General features: G+C 64.1%; 18 protein-coding genes. 9 read left to right on the top strand and 9 right to left on the bottom strand.

All coding sequences use genetic code 11. From position 1 onward, the window contains the following. Window positions 1-39 precede the first annotated feature (39 nt). The 3 genes from B0G83_RS20240 (at window position 40) to B0G83_RS20230 (ending at window position 4,141) form a co-directional block, all read left to right on the top strand. Window positions 40-1,218: an epoxide hydrolase family protein gene (locus B0G83_RS20240; RefSeq protein WP_105509162.1), complete on the top strand. Its 1,179-nt coding sequence runs from the start codon at window positions 40-42 to the stop codon at window positions 1,216-1,218. Window positions 1,219-1,376: 158 nt separating this feature from the next. Further along, window positions 1,377-2,732, top strand: coding sequence for a sigma-54 dependent transcriptional regulator (locus B0G83_RS20235; protein WP_105509161.1), 1,356 nt, complete (start codon window positions 1,377-1,379; stop codon window positions 2,730-2,732). A gap of 434 nt (window positions 2,733-3,166) precedes the next feature. Continuing rightward, entirely contained in the window at window positions 3,167-4,141 is a 975-nt protein-coding gene (locus tag B0G83_RS20230) for a hypothetical protein (protein ID WP_105509262.1), read from the top strand. Window positions 4,142-4,207: 66 nt separating this feature from the next. Here B0G83_RS20230 and B0G83_RS20225 read toward each other — a convergent pair whose 3' ends face one another. Next, window positions 4,208-4,987, bottom strand: a complete 780-nt coding sequence (locus B0G83_RS20225; protein WP_258168001.1) for a YkgJ family cysteine cluster protein — start codon at window positions 4,985-4,987, stop codon at window positions 4,208-4,210. A 786-nt stretch (window positions 4,988-5,773) separates the two neighbouring features. Here B0G83_RS20225 and B0G83_RS20220 point away from each other — a divergent pair. Then, complete coding sequence (locus B0G83_RS20220; RefSeq protein ID WP_105509160.1) at window positions 5,774-7,951, top strand: M1 family metallopeptidase; 2,178 nt, start codon at window positions 5,774-5,776, stop codon at window positions 7,949-7,951. Window positions 7,952-8,076: 125 nt separating this feature from the next. On the opposite strand, the gene B0G83_RS20215 is transcribed toward B0G83_RS20220, so the two are convergent. From B0G83_RS20215 to B0G83_RS20205, 3 genes are read right to left on the bottom strand one after another with little or no spacing between them, the layout of a single operon-like run. Beyond that, entirely contained in the window at window positions 8,077-8,724 is a 648-nt protein-coding gene (locus B0G83_RS20215; RefSeq protein WP_105509159.1) for a glutathione S-transferase family protein, read from the bottom strand. A 44-nt stretch (window positions 8,725-8,768) separates the two neighbouring features. Next, window positions 8,769-9,884 carry an alkene reductase gene (locus B0G83_RS20210; RefSeq protein ID WP_105509158.1) on the bottom strand — a complete coding sequence of 372 codons (1,116 nt, stop codon included), beginning with the start codon at window positions 9,882-9,884 and terminating at the stop codon, window positions 8,769-8,771. A gap of 27 nt (window positions 9,885-9,911) precedes the next feature. Continuing rightward, window positions 9,912-10,658, bottom strand: a complete 747-nt coding sequence (locus B0G83_RS20205; protein WP_105509157.1) for an SDR family NAD(P)-dependent oxidoreductase — start codon at window positions 10,656-10,658, stop codon at window positions 9,912-9,914. Between the two features lie 333 nt (window positions 10,659-10,991). Between B0G83_RS20205 and B0G83_RS20200 the strand changes: the two genes are divergently transcribed. From B0G83_RS20200 to B0G83_RS20185, 4 genes are all read left to right on the top strand, one after another. Further along, window positions 10,992-11,936, top strand: a complete 945-nt coding sequence (locus B0G83_RS20200) for a metallophosphoesterase (protein ID WP_105509156.1) — start codon at window positions 10,992-10,994, stop codon at window positions 11,934-11,936. A gap of 33 nt (window positions 11,937-11,969) precedes the next feature. Continuing rightward, window positions 11,970-12,314 carry a cupredoxin domain-containing protein gene (locus B0G83_RS20195; protein WP_105509155.1) on the top strand — a complete coding sequence of 115 codons (345 nt, stop codon included), beginning with the start codon at window positions 11,970-11,972 and terminating at the stop codon, window positions 12,312-12,314. A gap of 460 nt (window positions 12,315-12,774) precedes the next feature. After that, on the top strand, window positions 12,775-13,563 hold the full coding sequence (locus B0G83_RS20190) for a hypothetical protein (protein WP_258168000.1): 789 nt from the start codon (window positions 12,775-12,777) through the stop codon (window positions 13,561-13,563). After that, window positions 13,523-14,689: a GGDEF domain-containing protein gene (locus B0G83_RS20185; RefSeq protein WP_105509153.1), complete on the top strand. Its 1,167-nt coding sequence runs from the start codon at window positions 13,523-13,525 to the stop codon at window positions 14,687-14,689. The genes B0G83_RS20190 and B0G83_RS20185 overlap by 41 nt, the downstream gene beginning before the upstream one ends. 10 nt (window positions 14,690-14,699) lie before the next feature. On the opposite strand, the gene B0G83_RS20180 is transcribed toward B0G83_RS20185, so the two are convergent. Next, on the bottom strand, window positions 14,700-14,915 hold the full coding sequence (locus tag B0G83_RS20180; protein ID WP_308701474.1) for a DUF1289 domain-containing protein: 216 nt from the start codon (window positions 14,913-14,915) through the stop codon (window positions 14,700-14,702). A 177-nt stretch (window positions 14,916-15,092) separates the two neighbouring features. Beyond that, window positions 15,093-15,740, bottom strand: a complete 648-nt coding sequence (locus B0G83_RS20175) for a glutathione S-transferase family protein (RefSeq protein WP_105509152.1) — start codon at window positions 15,738-15,740, stop codon at window positions 15,093-15,095. 251 nt (window positions 15,741-15,991) lie between these two features. On the opposite strand from B0G83_RS20175, the gene B0G83_RS20170 reads away from it, so the two are divergent. After that, window positions 15,992-17,878 (top strand): FAD-binding oxidoreductase, encoded by a 1,887-nt coding sequence (locus B0G83_RS20170; protein WP_105509151.1) that lies wholly within the window; start codon window positions 15,992-15,994, stop codon window positions 17,876-17,878. Between the two features lie 105 nt (window positions 17,879-17,983). On the opposite strand, the gene B0G83_RS20165 is transcribed toward B0G83_RS20170, so the two are convergent. From B0G83_RS20165 to glgA, 3 genes are all read right to left on the bottom strand, one after another. Continuing rightward, the gene (locus B0G83_RS20165) at window positions 17,984-19,408 is read right to left on the bottom strand and encodes a DUF1254 domain-containing protein (protein WP_105509150.1); all 1,425 of its coding nucleotides are present in this window, start codon (window positions 19,406-19,408) and stop codon (window positions 17,984-17,986) included. 177 nt (window positions 19,409-19,585) lie between these two features. Next, entirely contained in the window at window positions 19,586-19,996 is a 411-nt protein-coding gene (locus tag B0G83_RS20160) for a VOC family protein (RefSeq protein ID WP_105509149.1), read from the bottom strand. A gap of 163 nt (window positions 19,997-20,159) precedes the next feature. Further along, window positions 20,160-21,800 (bottom strand): glycogen synthase GlgA, encoded by a 1,641-nt coding sequence (glgA, locus tag B0G83_RS20155; RefSeq protein ID WP_105509148.1) that lies wholly within the window; start codon window positions 21,798-21,800, stop codon window positions 20,160-20,162. Window positions 21,801-21,911: the final 111 nt, after the last annotated feature.

Here is a 21,911-nt window from a genome sequence, read left to right as displayed (position 1 = left end):
TTGCACGTGATTACCCAGCTTCCAGCGGATGAGTTTGCCATGCGGATAGACACGTTTCAGATCGCCATTCCCGACGCCGACATCGACGATTTGCGCCGGCGGATTCGCGCGACACGCTGGGCGCCGGCCACGCCCTCGTCCGTGTGGCAGCAAGGCGTCGACAGTGTCTGGCTGCGCGAACTGGCCGCCTATTGGGTCGACGTTTTCGACTGGCGCGCGGCGGAACGCAAGCTGAATGCGCAGCCGCAATTCCTCGCCGAGGTCGACGGCTGGCGTGTGCACGGCGTGCACCGGCGCGGCGAAGGTCCGGCGCCATATCCGCTGGTGGTGACGCACGGCTGGCCGGGTTCGTTCTTCGAGTTCCATACCTTGCTCGACCACTTGTGCAATCCGGCCGCATTCGGCGGCGACCCCGCCGATGCGTTCGACGTCGTCGCGCCCTCGCTACCCGGCTTCGCGTTTTCGCCGGCACCGTCTCAGCCGGGCTGTGCCGCGTTTCAGGTGGCCGACTTGTGGGCGTCGTTGATGCAGGGGCTCGGCTACGAGCGCTTCGGCGCGCAGGGCGGCGATATCGGGGCGGGCGTGTCGGTCGCGCTGGCCGCGCGGCATCCGCAACGGGTGGACGGGATTCACCTCAACTTTCTGCCGTCCTCGTATGAACCCGCGATCGGCGCGGAGCGGCAACCGCTCACGCCCGCCGAGGAACACTATCTGCGCTCGAAGACCGAATGGGGCACGCAGGAAGGCGGCTACGCTCATATGCACAGCACGAAGCCGCTAACGCTGGCGGCGTCGCTGAACGATTCGCCGATGGGACTCGCCGCATGGATCGGCGAGAAGTTTCGGGCGTGGAGCGATTGCGGCGGCGAGATCGAGCGGGTGTTTTCAAAAGACGACCTGCTCACCGACATCTCGCTCTACTGGTACACGCAAAGCATCGGCTCGTCGATGCAGATGTACTGGGAGAACCGTTTGCAACCCATGCGCTTCGCGGCAGATCAACGCGTCGTGCCGCCGGTAGGCTTCGCGAGTTTTCCGAAGGAGATCAATCATCCGCCGCGTAGCTGGCTCGAACGAACCTTCAACGTCGCGCAATGGACCGAGATGCCCGGCGGCGGCCATTTCGCGGCAATGGAACAGCCCGCTTTACTTGCCCACGAAATCCGCAAATTTTTCAGGCCCTTGCGGCGTCGCGTAGCGTCGGCGCCGAACTATTAAATTTCGTCAGGCCCGGTCTGAATCGGGGCCGTAACGCGTATCATCGACGGTCCTCACCGTATCCGGGGCACACAACGGCAATAGCGTAACGCCGAGGGGTCTGGGCTCGATACAGTCCAGCGCAGCCAGTGCGGGACAATCAAAAAACAATGCACACCATGAAGGCCACTACGCGGCGCGTCATCTATTTCACCCGGGAACCCTCGGCGGATCTGCTCGCGAGCTTCCAGGCGCGCGACTGGAACGTCGAAGTCATCGGCTCGGTTCAGGAAGTGCGGCAGGTCGTGCAGGACGGCTCGCTCGCGGGTGGCCTGGTCGATTTCTCGAGCGTGTACGAGCCGCGCGACGTGGCCATGCTCGAGGCATGCCTCGCCTTGCCCACCATAGGCTGGGTGGCGATGGCCGCGGCCACGCAACTCGACGACGCGAATTCGCGCCGGCTGGTGCGGGACTACTGCTTCGACTACGTCACGCTGCCGGCCGCCAACGAACGAATCGTCGACACCGTGGGCCACGCCTGCGGCATGATCTCGCTCGGCGAGCCGGCCTTCATCGACACCGCCGAGGCCGAAGGCGAGATGATCGGCACGTGCGACGCGATGCTCGCGTTGTTCCGTTCGATCCGCAAGGTCGCCAGTACCGACGCGCCGGTGTTCATTGCCGGCGAATCCGGCACCGGCAAGGAACTGACCGCCGCCGCGATTCACGCGCGCTCGCCGCGCCGCAAGGCACCGTTCGTCGCGATCAATTGCGGCGCGATTCCGCCGCATCTGCTGCAATCCGAGTTGTTCGGCTATGAGCGCGGCGCGTTCACGGGGGCGAATCAGCGCAAAGTCGGGCGCGTCGAAACGGCGAACGGCGGCACGCTGTTTCTCGACGAAATCGGCGATCTGCCGTTCGAGAGCCAGGCGAACTTGCTGCGCTTTCTGCAGGAAAGCACCATCGAACGGTTGGGCGGGCAGGGTTCCATCGACATCGACGTGCGCATCATCTGCGCGACGCATGTGGACATGGAAGCCGCGATCGAATCGGGCCGCTTTCGCGCCGACCTGTATCACCGTTTGTGCGTGTTGCGGATCGACGAGCCGCCGTTGCGCGCACGCGGCAAGGATATCGAACTGCTCGCGCTGTACACGCTCGACCGCTACCGCAAAGACGCAAGCCGCCGCTTGTACGGCTTCTCGCCGGACGCGATCACGGCCATGCATCAATACGACTGGCCCGGCAACGTGCGGGAACTGATCAACCGGGTGCGTCGTGCGATCGTGATGTCCGAAGGGCGCACGATCAGCGCCGAAGATCTCGAACTGTCGAGCTATGCGACGACACTACCGGTCACGCTCGCGCAGGCGCGCGAAACAGCGGAACGCCAGGCCATCGAGCTCGCGCTATTGCGTCACCGTGGTCGCCCCGGCGACGCCGCGCGCGAACTCAGTATTTCTCGCGCCACGCTGTACCGTTTGCTGGCCGCGCACGGCATGCGCGAAGGCGTGGAGAGCGAAGCGCGCGCCTGATGTTTTCTTTCGGGTGAGTCGGCCATGACTCACCTCGGCATGACGATTCGATGTATCGCACTCGCACGTCGCCTATCAGTAAGTTGTTCACGCGCGCTCGATCACGAGCCTGCAATTATTGCGCAAGGTTGCGGCGCCGAAAGCCGATCGATTCTCGCCGCGTTATGTCTCGCTGGTTTTTGGCGGAAAGGTAATGCAAGGACGTGAAACGATTGTGCATACCTGATGCCTGCGCCCCGGTTCGTCCGACTCCATCGCCGCAGCTCAGCCTGGCGGCCCGAACCCGGTGCGATGGAGATACGCGCCGCGGTTCGACGGTGCATACCTGTCGCGGGTTTTAACTCGCTCCCGCCTTAGCCTATCGATTCAACTTCCGAACAATTGCGGCAGCGCTGGAAAAAGCGAACCGTCTCTCACGCATGGTGAGGAGCAACGTGAACCTTTTTCCTTGCACGCTCGTTTATGTGGACGATGACGCGAAACCCGGTCCGAATTCGACGAACCGCGATCCGCTGTCGTACGTCAGTCAGGCGATCTGCCTGAACAACAGCTTGCGGCGCGTCGGCATGCCGACGCTGACCATCATGACGAACGCGCCCGCACTCGTCGAGCAGCGGCTCGGCGGCATGCCGGTGGAGCATCGGCCGACGGTGACGAAGCTGGCCGCGACGATCGAACTGCCGAAGAACACGCCGTTTTACGCCGCGCATTTCAAGCTCGATCTGATGGACCAGGTAGCCGCGAGTTTGCCCGAAGACTCGATGATGTTATTGCTCGACGCCGACATGGTCGCGCTACTGCCGCTCGACCGAAGTCTGGTCGACCGTTGCGCCAAGGCGGGGCTCGGTGTGTTCGATATTTCGGACCAGGTGTTTCCGGCGTACGGCAGCGAGAGCGTTGTCGAGGATCTGGAAATCGTCGCGGATCGGCGGTTAAAAAATCCGCGCTGGTACGGCGGCGAGTTTCTGCTCGCCACACCCGCTTCACTACGACGACTGGTGCCACGTGCGCGCGCTTATTACGCGCGCTATCTCAGCGAGAGCGGGCGCCTCAAGCACCACGGCGACGAAGCGTTCATCTCCGCCGCGCTCAATACGCTGATCGACGAAGGGCAGGTGCTGATCGAGGTCGGCGCCTATCAGGCCGTGGGCCGCCACTGGCCCGGCAACAATTATCGCGACGTGCGGTGGTTTCGCTGCTGCTCGTTCGTTCATTTGCCGGGCGGCAAGGCACTCCTCGAAAAGGAGGCGCGCTTCGGCGAATTCGCACCGGACCGTTTCTGGCGGCATATGCGCGTGGCGCATTTGCGTGGCCGCGTGCGGCACGCCGTGAAGCGGATTGCCCGGATGCTGAGTGTCGGACGACTTGCCATGTGGTCCGCCTACGCGGCGCGGAGTGTGAAGAGTTAGACACGCACGCGGCGCTTCCAACTCTTCACCCGACCCTTCGTCACGCGACGCGAACGTGCCCCACCCTCACGCCGGTTCCGCCGGGAAATAACCGTGATAGCGGAAGTGCGCGTCTGCCGTGGGTTCGTTGAGGCGGCCGGCCGCGCCAACCGACAGCAAGGTTTCCACGGTCACGGCGCGGTTCGAGACGAACGTCCAGGGCGTTGCCGCCGCGAGTGTTTCGTTGGCGGGTGTCGCGCGAACCTGCTGGAGCGCGGCACGCAGCGCGTCGCTATCGGGTGCGTAGATCACGAAACCTTCGTTCGCGAGCGCTGCTTCGTTCAGCCCCAACGCCAGACACAACTGCACGCGCAAGGCGGCCTCGAGTTCGCTCGTGCGGCGCGATTCGCCGATCAGTTCGCGCGTGGTCTCGTCGACCAGCACGCCGTGCCGTTGCAGCGGCGTGTGCTGCCATGCATCAGGCGGGCAGGCCTTGCTTTCCGGTGCGAGCGCCACGAACGGATTGATTTCCGCCGGATAGATCCGGCACACCAGCGGCCGCTCTTCGTAGATGCGGCAGCGCATGTCGCTGCCCAGGTTCGGGCAGGCGCCGGCAAACGCGGCGACCAGCAGTACCGAGACGCGCACGGGCAAGCTGCCGCTCATTGTTGCCGCCGAACGCGCCTTCTTGTAGGCCGCCTGTTCGTTGTCGGCCTCGGGTTCGACCGGCCACGGAATGGCCTCGCACAGCAGTTCCATCTGGCCGCCGCGCGCGAGCCACGCGGTGGCCTCGGCGAGCGTCAGCGGCAGGCGCAGATCATGGCAGCACTTACCGCATGCCGTGCATTCAAAGTTGATATCGTCCACCCTGTGATTCCCTCTACGAAAGTCGGTGTCGTGCTTGGTCGGGACGGGCGCAAGATTGTGACAGCGGGTCGAAAATAATTGCAGATCGGCCCACAGTGTAGTGCGATTGCAGCGTGCACGGCCTTCATCGATGAAAGCTTCCGCAACGAGATCGTCAGCCTGCGCGTTGGCATCTCGACTCGTTCGCGCAAAACATGCCGACGATAGCTGCATCACCATGCCGCATTGCGGCGAACTCAATGAGCTATTCAAACTAAAGCCGCATTGAAGACGATTTTTTTAGACGGCCGCCATTAACACATTCCAGTTGCATGGGAAATAGATTTTCCCCGTAGTGCCGCTGTGAATGTCGCGATTTAGAAGATTAACTCTCGCGATTACCTAATCCATTCGATAGGCATACGTCGGCACCCGTGCATGAAATATTTTGAAAGAAAGTTGACATGAGAACGTCTGCCAAACTAGGCTACGCACTGTCGTCAAAAACTGATTCCGCTTTGATGCATCTGCCCGGAGACGCAGGTGAGGCGCCGCTGTGCCGGTCAGGTGGACGATTGTGTGGAAGCCGATGAAAACGGTTCAAGCCGTCATTCTGAAAGCATTGTAATGAATTGAAGTCGTCACTTTAAAATCAGCCGTTAGTGCTGAGGGCGTAACTCGTCCATCTATTCTCGCTAGCAATTCGGTGCTAGTGCGGGAGACCTTTTTTGCTGAAAAAACAGAGAAACACAGCTCAAGCACTCATCGCACATTCTTTATGCCGATATTGTCAGTCGAGGATTAAAAATGCGTATAAATTTCCGATTGCAGATACAGTGCCTCGCACTTGCCGGAATCGTGGTTCTGGCGGGATGCGGCGGTAGCGACGGCTCGTCGTCGCTGAGCAGCAGCAAGGTCGCCCAGCCCCCCGTCGCCGCGTCCGAAGCCGCGTTGACGCCGCCGGCCGCACCGATCGTTGCCGATACATCGGTCAACAAGAGCGTGCCCCCGGTCGAGTTGCCGGATACCGTCACGCCGATCAACTACAAGCTGTGGTTCCGGCCGAACCCCGCGCTGTCGTCGTTCGACGGCCGCGCGGACGTGCAGATCAAGGTGCAGAAAGCGGTCAACGCGATCACCATCGCCGGCCACCGGATCAAGTTCACCAACGGCACGATCACGCTGCAGCCGGGCAACATCGCGCTGATCGCCACGCCGCAGGACGACGGCGATTTCTACCAGCTCCGCCCGGTCAGCGGCCAGATTGCCGCCGGCAACTACTCGCTGCATATGGAGTGGAGCGGCATCATCAACTTCAAGACCTACGACGACCCCGTCACGAAGACCGGCGGTAGCTGCGGCAACGATCCGTATCCGGGTTGCTCCGCCGCCGAAGGCGTGTTCCGCGTCGACCTGAAGTCGACCGACGGCAGCACCAGCGGCGCGATTCTCACGCAGGGTGAATCGAATCTGTCGCGCCAATGGTTCCCCGGTTGGGACGAGCCGGCTTTCCGGCCCACCTACGAGGTGAGCGCCGAAGTCCCGCAGAACTGGAACGTCGTCTCGAACGCGGCCGAGAAGCCGGCGGTGAACGTGGATAGCGGCTACAAGCTGGTGTCGTTCGAGAAGACGCCGCCCATGCCGTCGTATCTGCTGTTCTTCGGCGGCGGTCAGTTCGATATTCTCGAAGACGATTTCACGAGCCCGCTGCCCGACGGCAAGGGTCTGCATCTGCGTATCTTCACGCCGCCCGGCATGCGTGACTGGGCCAAACCGGCGATGCAGCAGACCAAACAGGCGCTCGATTACTACTATCGCTACACCGGCATCCCGTTGCCGCTCACCAAGTTCGACACGATCGCCGCGAACGACGCGTTCAAGGACCAGAAGGACCTGAACTTCGGCGGCATGGAGAACTGGGGCGCGATTCTGGAATTCGCCGACGACATTCTGCCGCCGCCCGGCACGCCGATGTCCGATTACGGCGTGACGGTGCTCACGCACGAAGCGGCGCACCAATGGTTCGGCGATCTCGTCACGCTCGACTGGTGGGACGACGTGTGGCTCAACGAATCGTTCGCGACGTTCTTCGAAAACAAGACCAAGGTGCGCTTCTTCCCGGACCGCTTCAACTGGGTCGACAACGTGAAGGAGAAGTATGCGGTGATGAACGCCGACCTGAAGTCGACCGCGTTCCCGGTGCAGCCGAACTTCAACGGCTGGGCGTCGAACGACTTCGTGCTGAGCGCAAGCGCGTTCACGTACAACAAGGGCGGCCACGTGCTGAAGATGCTGGAGAACTATCTCGGCGAAGACGTGTTGCGTAAAGGCCTGCAGTCGTATCTGGCCGATTACTCGCTCGGCAACGGTACGCCGAAACGCCTGTGGGACGAACTGAGCAAGGCGAGCGGCCAGCCGATGGGCGCGATCGGCGACAGCTTCGTGCGGCAAACGGGCGTGCCGTTGATCGCGCTGGATACCCAGTGCGATCTGACCACCAACCAGACAGTCGTGACGCTGAAACAGTCGCCGTTCCCGAACCAGAACGCGTATCCGGGCACGCAGTGGACGATTCCGTTGACGCTCGCTTATGGCGACGGACTCACGTCGCGCAAGACGATCGCGCTGAAGGACCAGCAAACCCAGGTGCGTCTGAACGGCTGTTCCGCGGTACTCGCCGATCCGAGCGGCCTCGACTACTACGTGACCAACTACAGCAACACCGCGTGGAGCCAGTTGCTGGCGCAGGGCAATGCGTTGAAGGAACCCGTGCTGCTGACCAGCCTGCAACTCGAAGCGAAGCTGCTGGTGAAGAACGGTCTGGCTGATCCGTCGCGGGCCACGAGCATCGGTTCGCTCAGTCCGACGGCCGCACCGCTCGCGCGTCAGATGTTGATGACGGCGCCGACCACGCAGCCGGAGCGTCCGACGATCCGCTATCAGGGCAAGTTCCGCCTGAAGCCGCAAGCGCAGCAGGGGCAATAAGCGGTAGGCGCGAGTAGCAGGACGGCCCGCATCGCAATACCGTGATGCGGCGATGCGGGCCACTGTTCCAGCCTGATTTCTAGCGTTGCCTCTAACGGGGGCGACGCTTCACGCGCGGCAATCCGTCACGCTGCGGCACTCGCTCGCGCCGACACGCCGTCATACCAGCGCCTGACCGACTGCAATGCTTCCGGCACCGGCAGATCGATCGCCTTCGCCGCGAAATCGATCGTGACTAGCGCGGTTATGTCGGCCACCGAGAAACGATCGCCCGCGACGAACGCCGTCTCTTGCAGACGCTGATCCAGATCCGCCAGAAAATTGACGGTGCGCTGCCGGCTGCGTTCCACCAGCGCGGGAATCTGCGCGTAATCGTGCGGCCCGGCAATCGCGCGGCCCTTTAAACCCGCCGCGAGATTGCGGATCGCTTCCATCACCGAGGCGAAACCTTCCTGTTCCACGCGACGATCCCACATCGCAATCAACGCCTTCTCTTTCGCGGTCGTGCCGAAAAGCGGCGTGTCCGGATGGATTTCCTCGATGTAGCGCTGAATCACCGGCACCTCGCCGATCGAGGTGCCGTCCGCGAGCACCAGCGTCGGGACGACACGCCGTGGATTGATCGCGCGATAGGCGTCGCCGTGTTGCTCGCCTTTGCCGAGGTCGACGGCGACCAGCGGGATCGTCAGGCCTTTCTCAGCGAGAAAGATGCGGACGCGGCGTGAATTCGGCGAAGAAACGCCGTGGTACAGCGTCAATGTTTCGGTAGTCATGATCGGGTTCCTTTGAGCGATGTTGAAGAGGCCGAAAGCACGCGTTAAGCCGCGACGCTTTCCGCGTAAGTGGAAAAGTCGAGATAGCCGCGTTCGTCGCCACCCCAGAACGCGTCGCGGTTGTAGTGCGTCAGCGGTTGTCCGAGCCGGAAGCGCTCGGGCAAATCCGGGTTCGACGAAAACCAGCGGCCGAATGCCACCAGGTCGGCATCGCCGCGCTGCAGGATCTGCTCGGCGCCATCGCGATCGAAGCCACCCGCGGCGATGATCGGTCCGCTGAAAAACTGCCGCAGGAACGCGGCCGCAACCGGCGTCTGGCCTTCAATCAGGGTTTCCGTGCCCATCACACGCGGTTCGATCACGTGCAGATACGCGAGGCCATAGTCGTTCAGCCGTTGCGCGAAGTAGCCGAAGGTCGCCTGGGGATCGCTGTCCGAAATGGCGCCCCACTGGCCGCTCGGCGATACCCGTACGCCGACGCGGTCCGCGCCCCACACCGAAGCGAATGCCTCGACGGCTTCCAGCGAAAAACGTGCGCGCTTTTCGAGCGTGCCGCCGTAGGCGTCGGTGCGCTTGTTGGTACCGTCCTGCAGGAACGTATCGGCGAGGTAGCCATTGGCGTTGTGCAATTCGACACCGTCGAAACCGGCGTCTTTCGCACGCGCCGCGGCGTCGCGGAACGAACGGATCAGCGCGGGTATTTCGTCGAGTTCGAGCGCGCGGTGCGGCGAGTTCGGCACCCAGCCGTTCTGCGTGAACACGGTCGTGTCATAAGGCACGACCGAAGGCGCCACCGGCGCATTGCCCCCGCTCAGGTCGACGTGCGACTGCCGGCCGTCGTGCGCGATCTGCATGACGATGCGCGCGCCGCGTGCATGGACCGCGTCGGTGATCTTGCGCCACGCCTTGACGTGCTCGTGCGTGTAGATGCCCGGTGCGCCGAGATAGCCGCGACTGTCGTACGACGGATGCGCGCTTTCAGTAATCATCAAGCCGCCTGCGGACGCGCGCTGCCGGTAGTACTCGACCATCATCGCGCTGGGGCTGTCGTCGGCGGCGGCGCGCAGACGCGTCATCGGTGCTAGCACCACGCGATGGGACAACGATATCGGCCCGACCTTGGCCGGCGACAGCAATTTCAGTTCGGAAGAAGCGTTCATTTTTTTAGCCCACGTTTCTGGATGGAATCAACCGGCGGTCTTGCCACCGTCGACGCTGACGATCTGCCCCGTCACGAACGAAGCGGCCTCCGAGGCGAGAAACACGATCGCGCGCGCCACGTCTTCGGGCTTGCCGATCCGGCCGAGCGGCACCTTCGCCGTGAGCGCCGCCTTGTTTTCCGGCGTGCCGGTGAAGCGGTCGAGCATGCCGGTGTCGGTCGGCCCCGGCGCCACCGCATTCACGCGCACGCCGAGCGACGCGACTTCGAGCGCGGCCGATTTGGTCATGCCTTCCACCGCATGCTTGCTACCTGCGTAGACCGACGCGAAGGCGGCGCCTTCGTGCCCGTAAGTCGACGACACGTTCACCACGCTGCCGCTCTTTTGCGCCGACATGACGCGCAGTTCGTGCTTCATGCTGAGCAGCGTGCCGAGCACGTTGGTGTCGAACGTGGCGGTGTAGCTCTCGGCGGTCTGGTTCGTGATCGCGCCCGGTTGACCTTCGGTGCCGGCGTTGTTCACGGCGGCGTCGAGGCGGCCGAAGCGGGCAACCGTCTGGTCGACGAGGCTCGCCACTTCTTCGTCGCGGCGCACGTCGGCCTGGATGAAGTGAACGTCCGCGCCGAGGTCGCGCAGTTCCTGTTCGAGTGCCCGGCCTTCGGCCGCACGGCGACCGGAGACGACGAGGCGGGCGCCGCTTTGTGCGAAAGCGACGGCGGTGGCGCGACCGATGCCGGTGAGCGCGCCGGTGATCAGAATGACGGGCTGGTTCATCTTCAACTCCTTGACTGGGTATGTGTTTGCGGTATGGGGCCGGGTTGTTGGCTTTCGCATTCGATGTATTGCGAGAGGCGTAAAATCCTTGGCTTGAGTGAAATTTAGTGGTTCTACAGCCAGAGGAAAAAGACTTTATAAGCTGGTAGGCATGCCTGTAAGGCATGGACAAGAGGAAGAAAGGGCATCGCATCGGCGTCGCCTCGGGCGGCGCGCGCGCAACAAGTTGGAATAAAACCGACACCCCGCCAGTCATGCGTGACGAACCGAGTCGCGACACCCGCCGGATGATCCGGCGGTCCGTTCGCGAGTCTTTACCCAGAGGTGGTCACCATGTCGTCACATCAACCGTTCGACGCGTCACGTCGCAACGCGCTCAAATGCCTGGCATTCGGCAGCGTGGGCACCGTGTTCGTGCTGGCGGGCGGGATTCTCACGCCCATGGAGCTGGCGCTCGCCGCCGACGCCAAAACGTCCGCCGCCGCGTCCGGCGTGCCGCTATTCCTGCAGATCAGCGACTCGCACATCGGCTTTAACAAGGAGGCCAATCCAGACGTGGCGGGCACGCTGAAGCAGACCATCGAGTTCGTCAACGCGATGCCGGTGAAACCCGCGCTGACGATCCATACCGGCGACATCACGCACCTGTCGCGGCCCGCGGAATTCGATCTCGCGGCGCAACTCATGTCCGGCCTGAACATCACCGAATTGCACACGGTGCCCGGCGAGCACGACGTGACCGACGGCGCCGGCACCGAATACTTCAGCCGTTTCGGTCAGGCCTCGGACAACAAGGGCTATTACAGCTTCGATCATCAGGGCGTGCATTTCGTCGCGCTCGTCAACGTGATGCATTTCAAGCCGAACGGCCTGGGCGGTCTCGGCGACGACCAGCTCGCGTGGCTCGAAAACGACCTGAAAGGACGTTCGTCGAGCACCCCGATCGTCGTGTTCGCGCACATGCCGATGTGGACGATTTACGAACCGTGGGGCTGGGGCACCGGCGACGCGGGCCAGGCGATGAGCTATCTGAAGCGCTTCGGTTCGGTGACGGTGCTCAACGGGCACATTCATCAGATCGTCTCGAAGGTCGAGGGCAACATCACGTTCCACACCGCGCGCTCCACGGCTTATCCGCAGCCGACCGCGGGCAACGGCCCCGGTCCCGGCCCATTGACGGTGACGAGCGATCAACTGCCGCGAATGCTCGGCGTGACCAGCATCAAGATCGCCCACCATCCGCTCAAGGCCACGCTCGACGATACGACGCTGGTCTGATCCAGCGCGCTTTTCATTTTCAGGAGATCAATCATGCCAATCCGTACTCTTCGTCGCGTGTCATGCGTGTTGTTTCTGGGCGCGAGACTGTTTGCGGCGGCCGCCGGCTCGTCTGTTGCGTGCGCGCAGACACCGGGCGCCGTCGTCATCAAGAATTTCATGTTCACGCCGATGGCGATGACCGTTAAAGCCGGTTCCACGGTGACATGGAAGAATCTCGACGGCGAGCCGCATACCGTGGTGAACGACGCGGGTCTGTTCCGTTCCGCCGCGCTCGATCAGAACGAAACGTACCAGTTCAAGTTCGATAAGCCGGGCGTGTACAAGGTTTTCTGCGGTATTCATCCGACCATGAAAGAGACGATTACCGTCGAGTAATGCCGCGGTAACGATTGGGGTCAACATGCGTGCGCGGGCGGTCTTCCGCCAGTTGGCTTTCGCCACGGCGTTTGAAGCGGCGCACGCGAAGCTGCGTGGTTCGGCGAGGTGCGGGTCGGGTCCGGGCCTGGTTGTTGCGTCTATCAGTTCCATCAAACGCGGTCGAGAGCCGTTCGTCGGGCCGGGCCTTGTTCCGGCGGGCGAAAGCGCGCCGGGAAGCTTTCCGGCAGCGCGTTCGGCAACGGGTAGCCTGGCAGGTTTTACCTGAATGCCGGACGCTAAAAGCTCTCGCAACGATGGCGTTTAAAGCGCAGCATTGCCGTGTTGTCGCTATCCGTTAAGCGGGGTAAATTCTTCGAACGACCATGCGTCGGCTCGGCAAGGTCGCGCGAAACCCCAGTCTGTTTACACGTCAGACATAAGGATTCCGGAGCGTATTGCGATGTACCACGATACCGACTTGCCCAATCCCTCAGTTTCTCCCACAGGCGGCTTCGCGGCCGCTGGCGAAGCGCACGGCGGCCCGGCGCTGGCCGTCGCGCCACCGCGCTTCGGCCGGCTGGCAATGGGCGTTGCCACCGCCGGTGCGTTGGCCCTCGGCGTGATGGGGACGGTCGCGTACGGCGTCTGGTTCAATCACGATCAGCAGGCTTATGCCGAGGCGATGGCAGGCGCGCGGCAGGCGCTGGGGGCTAGCGCGCCGGTGGGGGGAGGCGTGGGCGGCGCGGCGGGAATGGCGGGTACGGTCACGGCGACGGCGGCCGCGGCGAAGACAGCCGCGGCAAACATAGCCGCAGCAAACGTAGCCAACGCAGCCCCGACAACGCCCGCGGCGCCGACCCCGACAACGCTCGCACCCACGGCGGCCGATACGTCCAGCGACGCGCGGGCCGAGCAGGGCGGCCGCCTTGCATCGTGGACCGGTCAGGTGGCACGACCCTCCGCGCCGGATCCGGAACTCGCTCGCGGCACCGACGCCACGGACACGCCCCCAACCGCATCGCCATCGTCACTGGCATCGACCCGCCGCTCACCCGGCGCAACCGATTCGCCCACCCCGCAACTCGTCGCCGCCAGGCCCGCCAAAGACCCACGGTCCGTCGACGCGCGCGCCGCTTCCCCTTCCGAGCGCCACGCCGCGAACACCCGACACAAAAGCCTGTTCGCTCGCATGGGGCAGTTCTTCCATCGTGTGAGCTATCGGCAGCATGGCAACGCAAGTCAACAAGACATCTACTCCCACCCGTGAGCGGCAGCGCGGCTGGCGCGGTCGCGCGAAACGCGCTTTCGCGACCCGCTTCGGACCGGCGCCGGCCACGCTGGCCACCGTCTCGCTGATATGCCTGCTGATCGGTCTGCTGTATCTGGCGCTGCAGATCAGGACGATCTTTTCCGATCAGTTGAAACAGGACTACGCCGGACTCGTGCTCGACGCGGTGCAACGTGCGGAAGGCGCGCGCGCTGTCGTCGGCGTCTGGCAGCAGGCGCCCGGCGAGAGCCGGCGTACGGCGCAAGGCGTCCGCCTCGCGCGCGCCGAACTCGGTCAGCGCCTCGATTCGCTCGCGGCGCTCGTCAATGCCAGCCCGATTCCCTCGCCGCGCATGCCACCCGCGACGCTCGCGCCCGACGCGCGGCTCGACGCCGTCGACACGTGGCTTGCCACGCTATCGGCTTTCTGGCGTGCTCAACACGACGTGGACAGCGCGGACGTGCGGCTGCGGATCGCGCATGTCGCGAATCTGCTGATCGCGCTGGCCGCGTTGCTGTTCTGCCTGCTGCTCGCGGCGCTGGGTCTGTACGCCAAACGCAACCGTCAACTGGTGGGGCAATCGCAGGAGTTCGAGCAGGCGGCCTTGCACGATCCGATGACCGGGTTGCCGAATCGCCGCAAGCTGTTCGCCACGCTCGAAGAGGCGGCCGACAATTGGCATGCGATCGCGAAGGGCGGCGGCGCGGCAACGCCGCCTTACAGGATCGCCGTGCTGTATGTCGACCTCGACGGTTTCAAGCAGATCAACGACTCGCTGGGCCATCGCGTCGGCGATGAATTCCTGATCGCGGTGTCGCGGCGCTTTCGTGTCTCGGTGCGCAAAGGCGACGTGGTCGCGCGGATTGGCGGCGACGAGTTCGCGGTGCTGGTGCGGGAGTTTTCGAAGGCCGCGGAATTAGGCGAGATCGCCCAGCGGCTGATTGCGTGCGTGGTCGAGACCGACACGCAGATGGGCATCGGCTCGGTCAGTGCCAGCGTGGGCATTGCGAGCTTTCCCGATCTCGTCGACGATTATCAGCGGCTGGTCGCCGCCGCCGACGAAGCGATGTACCACGTCAAGCGCAGCGGCAAGAACAGTTTCGCGTTCGCGGTGCCGCCCGAATGAGCGCTGCCTCTCAGGATCCTTGCGTGGCCGCGTGGGGACCGTGAATCTGCGCTTTCGCCGTGACTTCCCGGTGGGTTTTCTGTGCGATCACCTGCACGCGCAGGTCGTCGGTCATGGTTTTCCACCCGCGAATTTCGTCGCGTGTGCGCAGGCATCCAATGCAGAAGCCGGTCGCGCCGTCGAGTCGGCAGACGTCGACGCAAGGTGACGGGATAGTGATGCTCAAGCTGTTGATTCCGTGGAATGGATTTCGATGGCGACGGATATTACCGCACTTGACCATTGAACTGGCCGCGCCCGCGCAGTGCGCCGCTCATGCTCGCGTAAGGCCCGGTCCGGGCCGATTGCGCCATTCAGGCGCAATTCCGTTTCGTGTTGCAAAACCGGAGCTTCGCCGTGCCGGTCAATCGTTCGGGTTAAGCCATTCGGTCAGCCCTTCGCGCGCATTCAGTTCGATGAACGACGGCAGCGCGCGCAGGCTATGGATATAGCCGGCGAGATGCGGCCAACCGGTCGCGGGGCGCGGCAGATTGCGGGTCCAGCGCATCAGCATGAGCGCCAGAAAATCCGCCGTGCCGAGCTTGTCGCCGATCAGATAACCCGGCTTGTCGGCAAGCTGCGCGTCGAGCCGGTCCCAGGCCTCGGCCAGCCGCCGATCCGCGAGCGCACGTACCGCGTCGGCTCCGGCCGCGTCGCCGTCGACGTCCGCGTAAAACCAGTCGCGCATGGCGGGCAGCACGGTGTTGGCGAGATAAATCATCGTTTCGAACCACTCGGGCCGCCCGGCGGAACCCGGCGCGGGCGCGAAACCGCCTTCGGGATGCCGTTCGGCGAGCAGCATCAGCAGCGCGGCCGACTCGTGACGTGGCACGCCGTCGACCACCAGCGTCGGCACCCGGCCCGACGGATTGAGGCGCAGATAGTCCGGTTCGTGCTGCTTGCCGAGATTGATGTCGACGAGTCGGGCTTCGAATGCGACACCCAGTTCGATCAGCATCCAATGCACCGCCATGCTGGCCGCGCCGGGCGAATAGTAGAGAACGTAAGACATCGATGCGCTCCGGATAAGTGGGCGATTTTTGTGGTTCGATCCGGCGGTAGTCTAGCGTCATTTATCGCTTCGACGGCACGCTAACGCGTGATCTCGTAGTAGCGGATGCCGGGCATCGCGACTACTATCCTTCGACCGTTCTATCGGCCGGAACGGGCCGGCGGTTCGATCGCACCGCGGCGCCAAACCATCACCTGACGTCGCGCCATCTGGCGTCGCGCAGCGCGGCCATTCGGGAGACAGGCAAGCGTATGTGCGCATTCGACCGGCGGACTTTGCTCAAAGGCGCACTCGCCGCGCCGTGGCTCACCGCAAGCTGGCGAGCGTTAGCGCAAATGCAGGGAGCGGCGAAGACGCAGGCCGGCAAGACGATCGCGGCGCCCGATGCCACCGGTACAGTCGCGCCGACACTGCGCCGCGTGCGCCCCGGCGATCCATCGTGGCCTTCCACGGACGCCTGGCAACAACTGAATGCGGCTGTGAACGGGCGCTTGAGCGTCGTGACTTCGCCGCTCGCGGTGTGCGCCGAATCGCCCGCGAGCCAGGCGTGCACGGACGAATTCAAGCGCCTGAAAAACCCGTTCTATATCGGCGATACTCCGGCGCTCACGCAGACCTGCGGATGGCTCGACGCGTGGACCGCCGCGCCGAGTGCGTACGTGGTCGCGGCACGCGAGGCGCGAGACGTCGCGAATACCGTCGATTTCGCGCGCCGGCATCGCTTGCGGCTGGTGGTCAAAGGCGGCGGCCATAGCTACCAGGGCACGTCGAACGCGGCCGACTCACTGTTGGTCTGGACGCACGCCATGCGCGGCATCACCTCGCACGAGGCTTTCGTACCCGACGGTTGCGCGGGGCGCGTCGAACCACGGACAGCGGTAACGATCGGCGCCGGCGCGTTGTGGGGACATGTCTATGCGGCTGTCAGCGCGCATGGCGGGCGCTATGTGCAAGGCGGCGGCTGCCTGACGGTAGGCGTGGCCGGGCTGGTGCAGAGCGGCGGTTTCGGCAGTTTTTCGAAACGGTTCGGCTCGGCGGCGGCGAATTTGCTGCAGGCTGAAATCGTGACCGCCGACGGCGTGGTACGCACGGTGAACGCCTGCCTGCATCCGGAGCTGTTCTGGGCATTGAAAGGCGGAGGTGGTGGCAGCTTCGGCGTGGTGACGCAGTTGACGCTGCGCACGCATGAACTGCCTGACCAGGTGGGTGTCGTGAACGCCACGGTGAAGGCGTCCTCGGAGACGGCGTTCCGGGCGCTGGTGGGCGAATTCATCGCGTTCAGCGCGGTCAGTCTCATCAATCCGCATTGGGGCGAGACGGTGGCGGTCCGCAGTGACAACACGCTGCGCATTTCAATGGTGTTCCAGGGACTGGATCGCGACGCCGCCATGCGCGTCTGGCAGCCTTTCTTCGATTGGGTGGCGAATAGCGATAACGGTTGCACGACGCCGCCGCCCTTGGTGCTGACCGCCTCGGCCCGGCATTTCTGGGACGCGGATTTTCTCGCGCAACACGTGCCCGGCGCGCTAACCGCCGACGACCGCCCCGGCGCCGATCCCGGCAACGTCTTCTGGACGGACAACCTGATCGAGGCCGGCCAGTATCTGTACGGCTATACCTCGACGTGGCTCCCGGTTGGCCTGCTGACGCCCGCGCGGCGCGGCGAGCTCGCCGACACGCTGGTGCAGGCCAGCCGCCGCTGGTCCGTCACGTTGCATTTCAACAAAGGCTTGGCGGGCGCGCCGGCCGACGCGTTGAACGCGACCCGGCAGACCGCGACCAATCCGGCGGTATTGGACGCTTTCGCGCTGGCGATCATCGCCAACCTGGGCGCGCCGGCGTTGCCGGGCGTGGCGGGACACGAGCCGGATGAACGCAACGGGCGGCGCAATGCGACGCGCATCGCCCAGGCCACGCAGATTCTGCGCACGCTCGTGCCCGACCCGGGTACGTACCTGTCCGAGAGCGACTTTTTCGAAAGCGACTGGCAGCGTGCCTACTGGGGAGAGCACCACGCGCGGCTCGCGGCGGTGAAGCGCCGGTACGATCCCGACGGCTTGTTCTTCGTGCACCACGGCGTGGGCTCGGAAGCATGGAGCGCCGATGGGATGACGCGAGTCGACGGCGCGCAAGGTTGAAGCGGAGTGCGTCGCGTCGTCCGCGTCCAGCCGCCTCTCGCCGGGTCACCGAATCACCGAATTCCAGGCGTCGCCATGCCGCTGGCGACGCGTGCATCCAACCCGCTAGTTCACGCGTTTGACCACGGGCCTCTTCCACTTGCCATCGAGCAGCACCTGCTTCGGCCAGTAGAAGCGCAGGGTGATCATGAACGGGCCGTCGGGTGCCGGCAGCCAGTTCGCCTTTCGGGCGTTGCCCGGCGCTTCGGACTGGATATAAATCGTCACCGCGCCGTCGCGATCCTTTTTGAGTTGCGGCAGCATCGGTGAGTTGATCAGATAGCGGTCGAGTGGATTTTTCACCAGTAACTGGCTCGGCAACCCATACATGGTCACGGACCAGAACGCGTTCACCGGCGGCAGTTGCCCTTTGGGAAAGCGCAGCACGTAGCGATGCCGGCTGCCGTCGAGCGGCTGGCCGCTCGAGTCCTTGTCGAGCACCGGATACAGCGCTTCTTCCCGCGAATTCGCGCCGATACCGACCTGCGTGCCGGTGGCCCGCGCCACATAGTCGTTCTTCAGATAGGCACGCGTGCCGAATAACGTATCCGTGTTGCCGCCGAGCGAAGCTCGCCGCTCGTCGATCGCTTGCTGGCCGTCCTGCATGCCCGCGCTGAACGCCGCCTTCTGTTCAGCCGACAGCGCGTTCACGTCGAAGCGCTGACCCGGCACGACGCCGATCTGCGCGAAGCGGCTGCGCAGTGCGGCTTCGTCCGGATTGACCGGGGCGAACTGCAACACGAACGCGAGTTCGTCGAAGAACGCCAGCGACGTGCGCGCGTCGGCGGGCGAAAGAGGTTTGATCCACTGCACGGCCGGCGCGGCAGGCGGCGGCGCGCTGCCGGTGAATGCCGACAACGTCTGCAGCTTGTAACCCGCCTGGATCTGTTTGACGTTGTCGAGGTCGCCGGGATTGAACAGTTGGGTGCGTCCCACTACGTTGACCAGATCGGTTTCGGAGCGGATCACCTGGGTGATGCCGTTCGGTGTCTGACCGGTCCAGCGCGGACCCGCAATCAGGAACGTGCCGCCGTTGTTGCCGGTCGTGCGGCTGCCGATATAGGCGAAGTTGAAGGTGTACAGATCGAGCAACTGGAACACGAAGTAGCGGTTGCGATCCATCGGCGGGACGGTGATGACCACCGGTTCGGCACGCAGATCGAGACCGGCGAACGTGTAGGGAGTATCGGAGTTGGGTGTGACGAAGGCGGTGTCGTCGGGGGTGAAAACGCGTGCAACGTTCAGGATGGAATTGAACGGCCCCTTGTATTGCGGGTTGCCGCTGTCGACGGAAAACGCGTACATCGTGCTGTACACAGCGACCATGGGCGTGCCATAGAGATACGCCTCTTTGGCGATCGAGCGGATATCGGCGGTGTTCGCGGTGACGGGCGCGGCGTGCGACTGGGCGAGGTCCCTGGTCGGCGCCGTGTGGCAGGCGGTCAGCGCGATAGCGAGCAGCACGGCGGCGATGATTCGATTTCTGGACATGGCGACCCTCTCGAAGCAGGTGTGGACGACGTCAGCGGAATCGGAACACAGGCGGCAACAGGCACGACATGCGACACGCCGTTAGGCGGAATGGATACAGGTGAGGATTGCTCTGGATGCCGAAGCTTGCCTCGCGAGTTCGCGAGCTGTCAAGCAGCATTCAGTGCGCCTGGACAGTCAGGAAGCGTTTCGCATTGTTCCGCCCCACGCGGCATGCTGCAGCACGATCCGATAGCCGTCAGGGTCTTCGAAAGTTTTGCCTTGACGGTCCCAGTAGGGATTTTCCGCCTTGCATGGTGTGGCGCCGAATGCCTGAAGCCGCTCGACCGCTGCGGTCCAATCGTCGAGTGCGGGCAGATAGAGCACGAGAAGATGTTCGCGAGTTGGCGCCCGAGCGACGGTGACGCCGTGTTGATGCGTGAATTCGATATGCCACGGACAGTCGCGCCGACCGACGACGATGCCGTCGAAACCCTCGTGATCGTCGAAGCGCGCCAGCACGTCGAAGCCGAGTCCACGCGTATAGAAATCGGCGACCCGATCAAGCTGGTTAGTGGGGCGGGCGACTCGGAGAACGGGCGAGGGCATCGGCAACTCCATGAATGACGAGTGTGCCGGCGAGCTTAACGTGCGGGACGCGGAGCCGGGTCGTTCAACCGTCTCCGCGCAAGGTTATTCGAAGCGTTTATGGCTCGTTCGGCACGCAACGGCCTGAACGCCGAACCCACCCGCCGCTTCGCTCGCCATCAGATCACGCGCTACGCGCCATCTCGCCGCCGCCCGCATTGAACGCCTCATCGGCACGAGCCGCCTGGCGTGTCCCCGTGGAGCCCGCCGCGCGAACCCGAACCGGCGTCTTGCGAACGCGCGGCTCGCGCAGTGCCGGACGCGCGTCGACCATGTCCGCATATAGCGCGAGATAGTTTGCGGTCGACGTTTCCCAGCCGAAATCGCGGCTCATCGCATTGCGCTGCAACGCGTGCCACGATGCCGGCTGCACGAACGCGGCGAGCGCCCGTCCGAGTGCATGCACCACATCGTCCACCTGCTCGCCGTCGAACAGGAAGCCGGTCGCGCTGTCTTCACCGTGCATGAGCCGCACGTCGCGCGGTTCACGCGGATCGGGTGCCTCGAGCGGCACGTAATCGACGATCGTATCCGCCAGGCCGCCCACGCGCGACGCCACCGGAATCGTGCCGTAACGCATTGCGTAAAGCTGGGTGAGTCCGCACGGTTCGAAGCGGCTGCCATGCAGCAGCATGTCCGCGCCCGCGTGCAGCATATGCGCGCGCCGTTCGTCGTAACCGATCTGCACGCCGACACGGCCAGGCCACGCCGCCGCGAGTTGCTGCAGCGCCAGTTCGAGCGCGGGCTCGCCCTGGCCGAGAATCGCGAACTGCAAACGCGGATGCCGTTCGAGCAGCGTAGGCAGCGCGCGCACCACGACGTCGGCGAGCTTCTGTTCGGTCAGCCGACTGCCGATCGCCACCAGCGGCGCGAACGGATCGCGCGTCAACCCGAACGCCTGTTGCAGTTCGCGCTTGCAGGCCTGCTTGCCGGCGGTGTCGTCGACGGAATAGGGGCGGGCGATGTGCGGATCGGTGGCCGGATTCCACGCCACCGTATCGATCCCGTTGACGATGCCGGACAGCTTGTCCGCCTGTGCCTGCAACACGCCTTCCATGCCGTGACCGAAACGGGACGTCAGAATTTCGCGCGCATAGCGGCGGCTGACGGTGTTGACCCGGTCGGCGTGGACAATGCCCGCTTTCATCATGCTCAGCGAGCCGTAGAACTCGATGCTGCGTTCGTCAGACAGCGCGGGTGTCAGCAAGTCGGGCGGCACGCCGATCCAGCTGCCCATCGCGAGCGGATGGTTGCCCTGGAAGGCAAGGTTGTGAATCGTGAAGACGCTTTTCGCGGCGACGCCCGCGAGCCGCATATAAAGCGGCGTGAGGCCTGCATGCCAATCGTGCGCGTGCACGATGTCGGGGCGCTTCAGATTACGCACGCCGCGCGCGATACGCGTGGCCGCCGCGGCGAGCGACGCGAAGCGCGTCAGGTTGTCGAGATAGTCGCGCCCTTGCGGATCGCGGTACAACCCTTCGCGGGCGAACAGGTGATCCATTTGCAGCAGCAACACCGTGACGCCGGTGTCGGGCATCCGCGCGCGCAGCAGCCGGGCGTCGCCGCCGGGCAGGCCGGTCATACGCGCCACGGGCGCGACGTCGAGCGCGCGTTCGAGCGCCTCGGGATAAGCGGGCATCAGAATCGAGACATCGACGCCGGCATCGCGTAAGGCGGCGGCGTAGGCACTGACCATGTCGCCGAGGCCGCCGGACTTGGCGAGCGGCAGGGCTTCGGAAGCGACAAGAAGAACGTTGAGCGACAAGATGGCCCCCAGGGACGCAAATTTTTGCACTTGCACAGTGCGGCGGGATTCGGTAACGCGTCTATTCAGCAAGGGGTGTGCCCGAAGCGGGCGGAAGATTCATGCGGCGGC

Source organism: Paraburkholderia sp. BL21I4N1 (genome assembly GCF_002973525.1).
Taxonomy (GTDB): domain Bacteria; phylum Pseudomonadota; class Gammaproteobacteria; order Burkholderiales; family Burkholderiaceae; genus Paraburkholderia.
This window is presented reverse-complemented; position numbering and strand designations above follow the sequence as displayed.

What these genes read in the sequence shown, in the direction of transcription:
- B0G83_RS20240 (WP_105509162.1), top strand. Translation starts at nt 40, where the DNA reads ATGCGGATAGACACGTTTCAGATCGCCATTCCCGACGCCGACATCGAC.
- B0G83_RS20235 (WP_105509161.1), top strand. Translation starts at nt 1,377, where the DNA reads ATGAAGGCCACTACGCGGCGCGTCATCTATTTCACCCGGGAACCCTCG.
- B0G83_RS20220 (WP_105509160.1), top strand. Translation starts at nt 5,774, where the DNA reads ATGCGTATAAATTTCCGATTGCAGATACAGTGCCTCGCACTTGCCGGA.
- B0G83_RS20215 (WP_105509159.1), bottom strand. Translation starts at nt 8,724, where the DNA reads ATGACTACCGAAACATTGACGCTGTACCACGGCGTTTCTTCGCCGAAT.
- B0G83_RS20210 (WP_105509158.1), bottom strand. Translation starts at nt 9,884, where the DNA reads ATGAACGCTTCTTCCGAACTGAAATTGCTGTCGCCGGCCAAGGTCGGG.
- B0G83_RS20205 (WP_105509157.1), bottom strand. Translation starts at nt 10,658, where the DNA reads ATGAACCAGCCCGTCATTCTGATCACCGGCGCGCTCACCGGCATCGGT.
- B0G83_RS20200 (WP_105509156.1), top strand. Translation starts at nt 10,992, where the DNA reads ATGTCGTCACATCAACCGTTCGACGCGTCACGTCGCAACGCGCTCAAA.
- B0G83_RS20195 (WP_105509155.1), top strand. Translation starts at nt 11,970, where the DNA reads ATGCCAATCCGTACTCTTCGTCGCGTGTCATGCGTGTTGTTTCTGGGC.
- B0G83_RS20185 (WP_105509153.1), top strand. Translation starts at nt 13,523, where the DNA reads ATGGCAACGCAAGTCAACAAGACATCTACTCCCACCCGTGAGCGGCAG.
- B0G83_RS20175 (WP_105509152.1), bottom strand. Translation starts at nt 15,740, where the DNA reads ATGTCTTACGTTCTCTACTATTCGCCCGGCGCGGCCAGCATGGCGGTG.
- B0G83_RS20170 (WP_105509151.1), top strand. Translation starts at nt 15,992, where the DNA reads ATGTGCGCATTCGACCGGCGGACTTTGCTCAAAGGCGCACTCGCCGCG.
- B0G83_RS20165 (WP_105509150.1), bottom strand. Translation starts at nt 19,408, where the DNA reads ATGTCCAGAAATCGAATCATCGCCGCCGTGCTGCTCGCTATCGCGCTG.
- B0G83_RS20160 (WP_105509149.1), bottom strand. Translation starts at nt 19,996, where the DNA reads ATGCCCTCGCCCGTTCTCCGAGTCGCCCGCCCCACTAACCAGCTTGAT.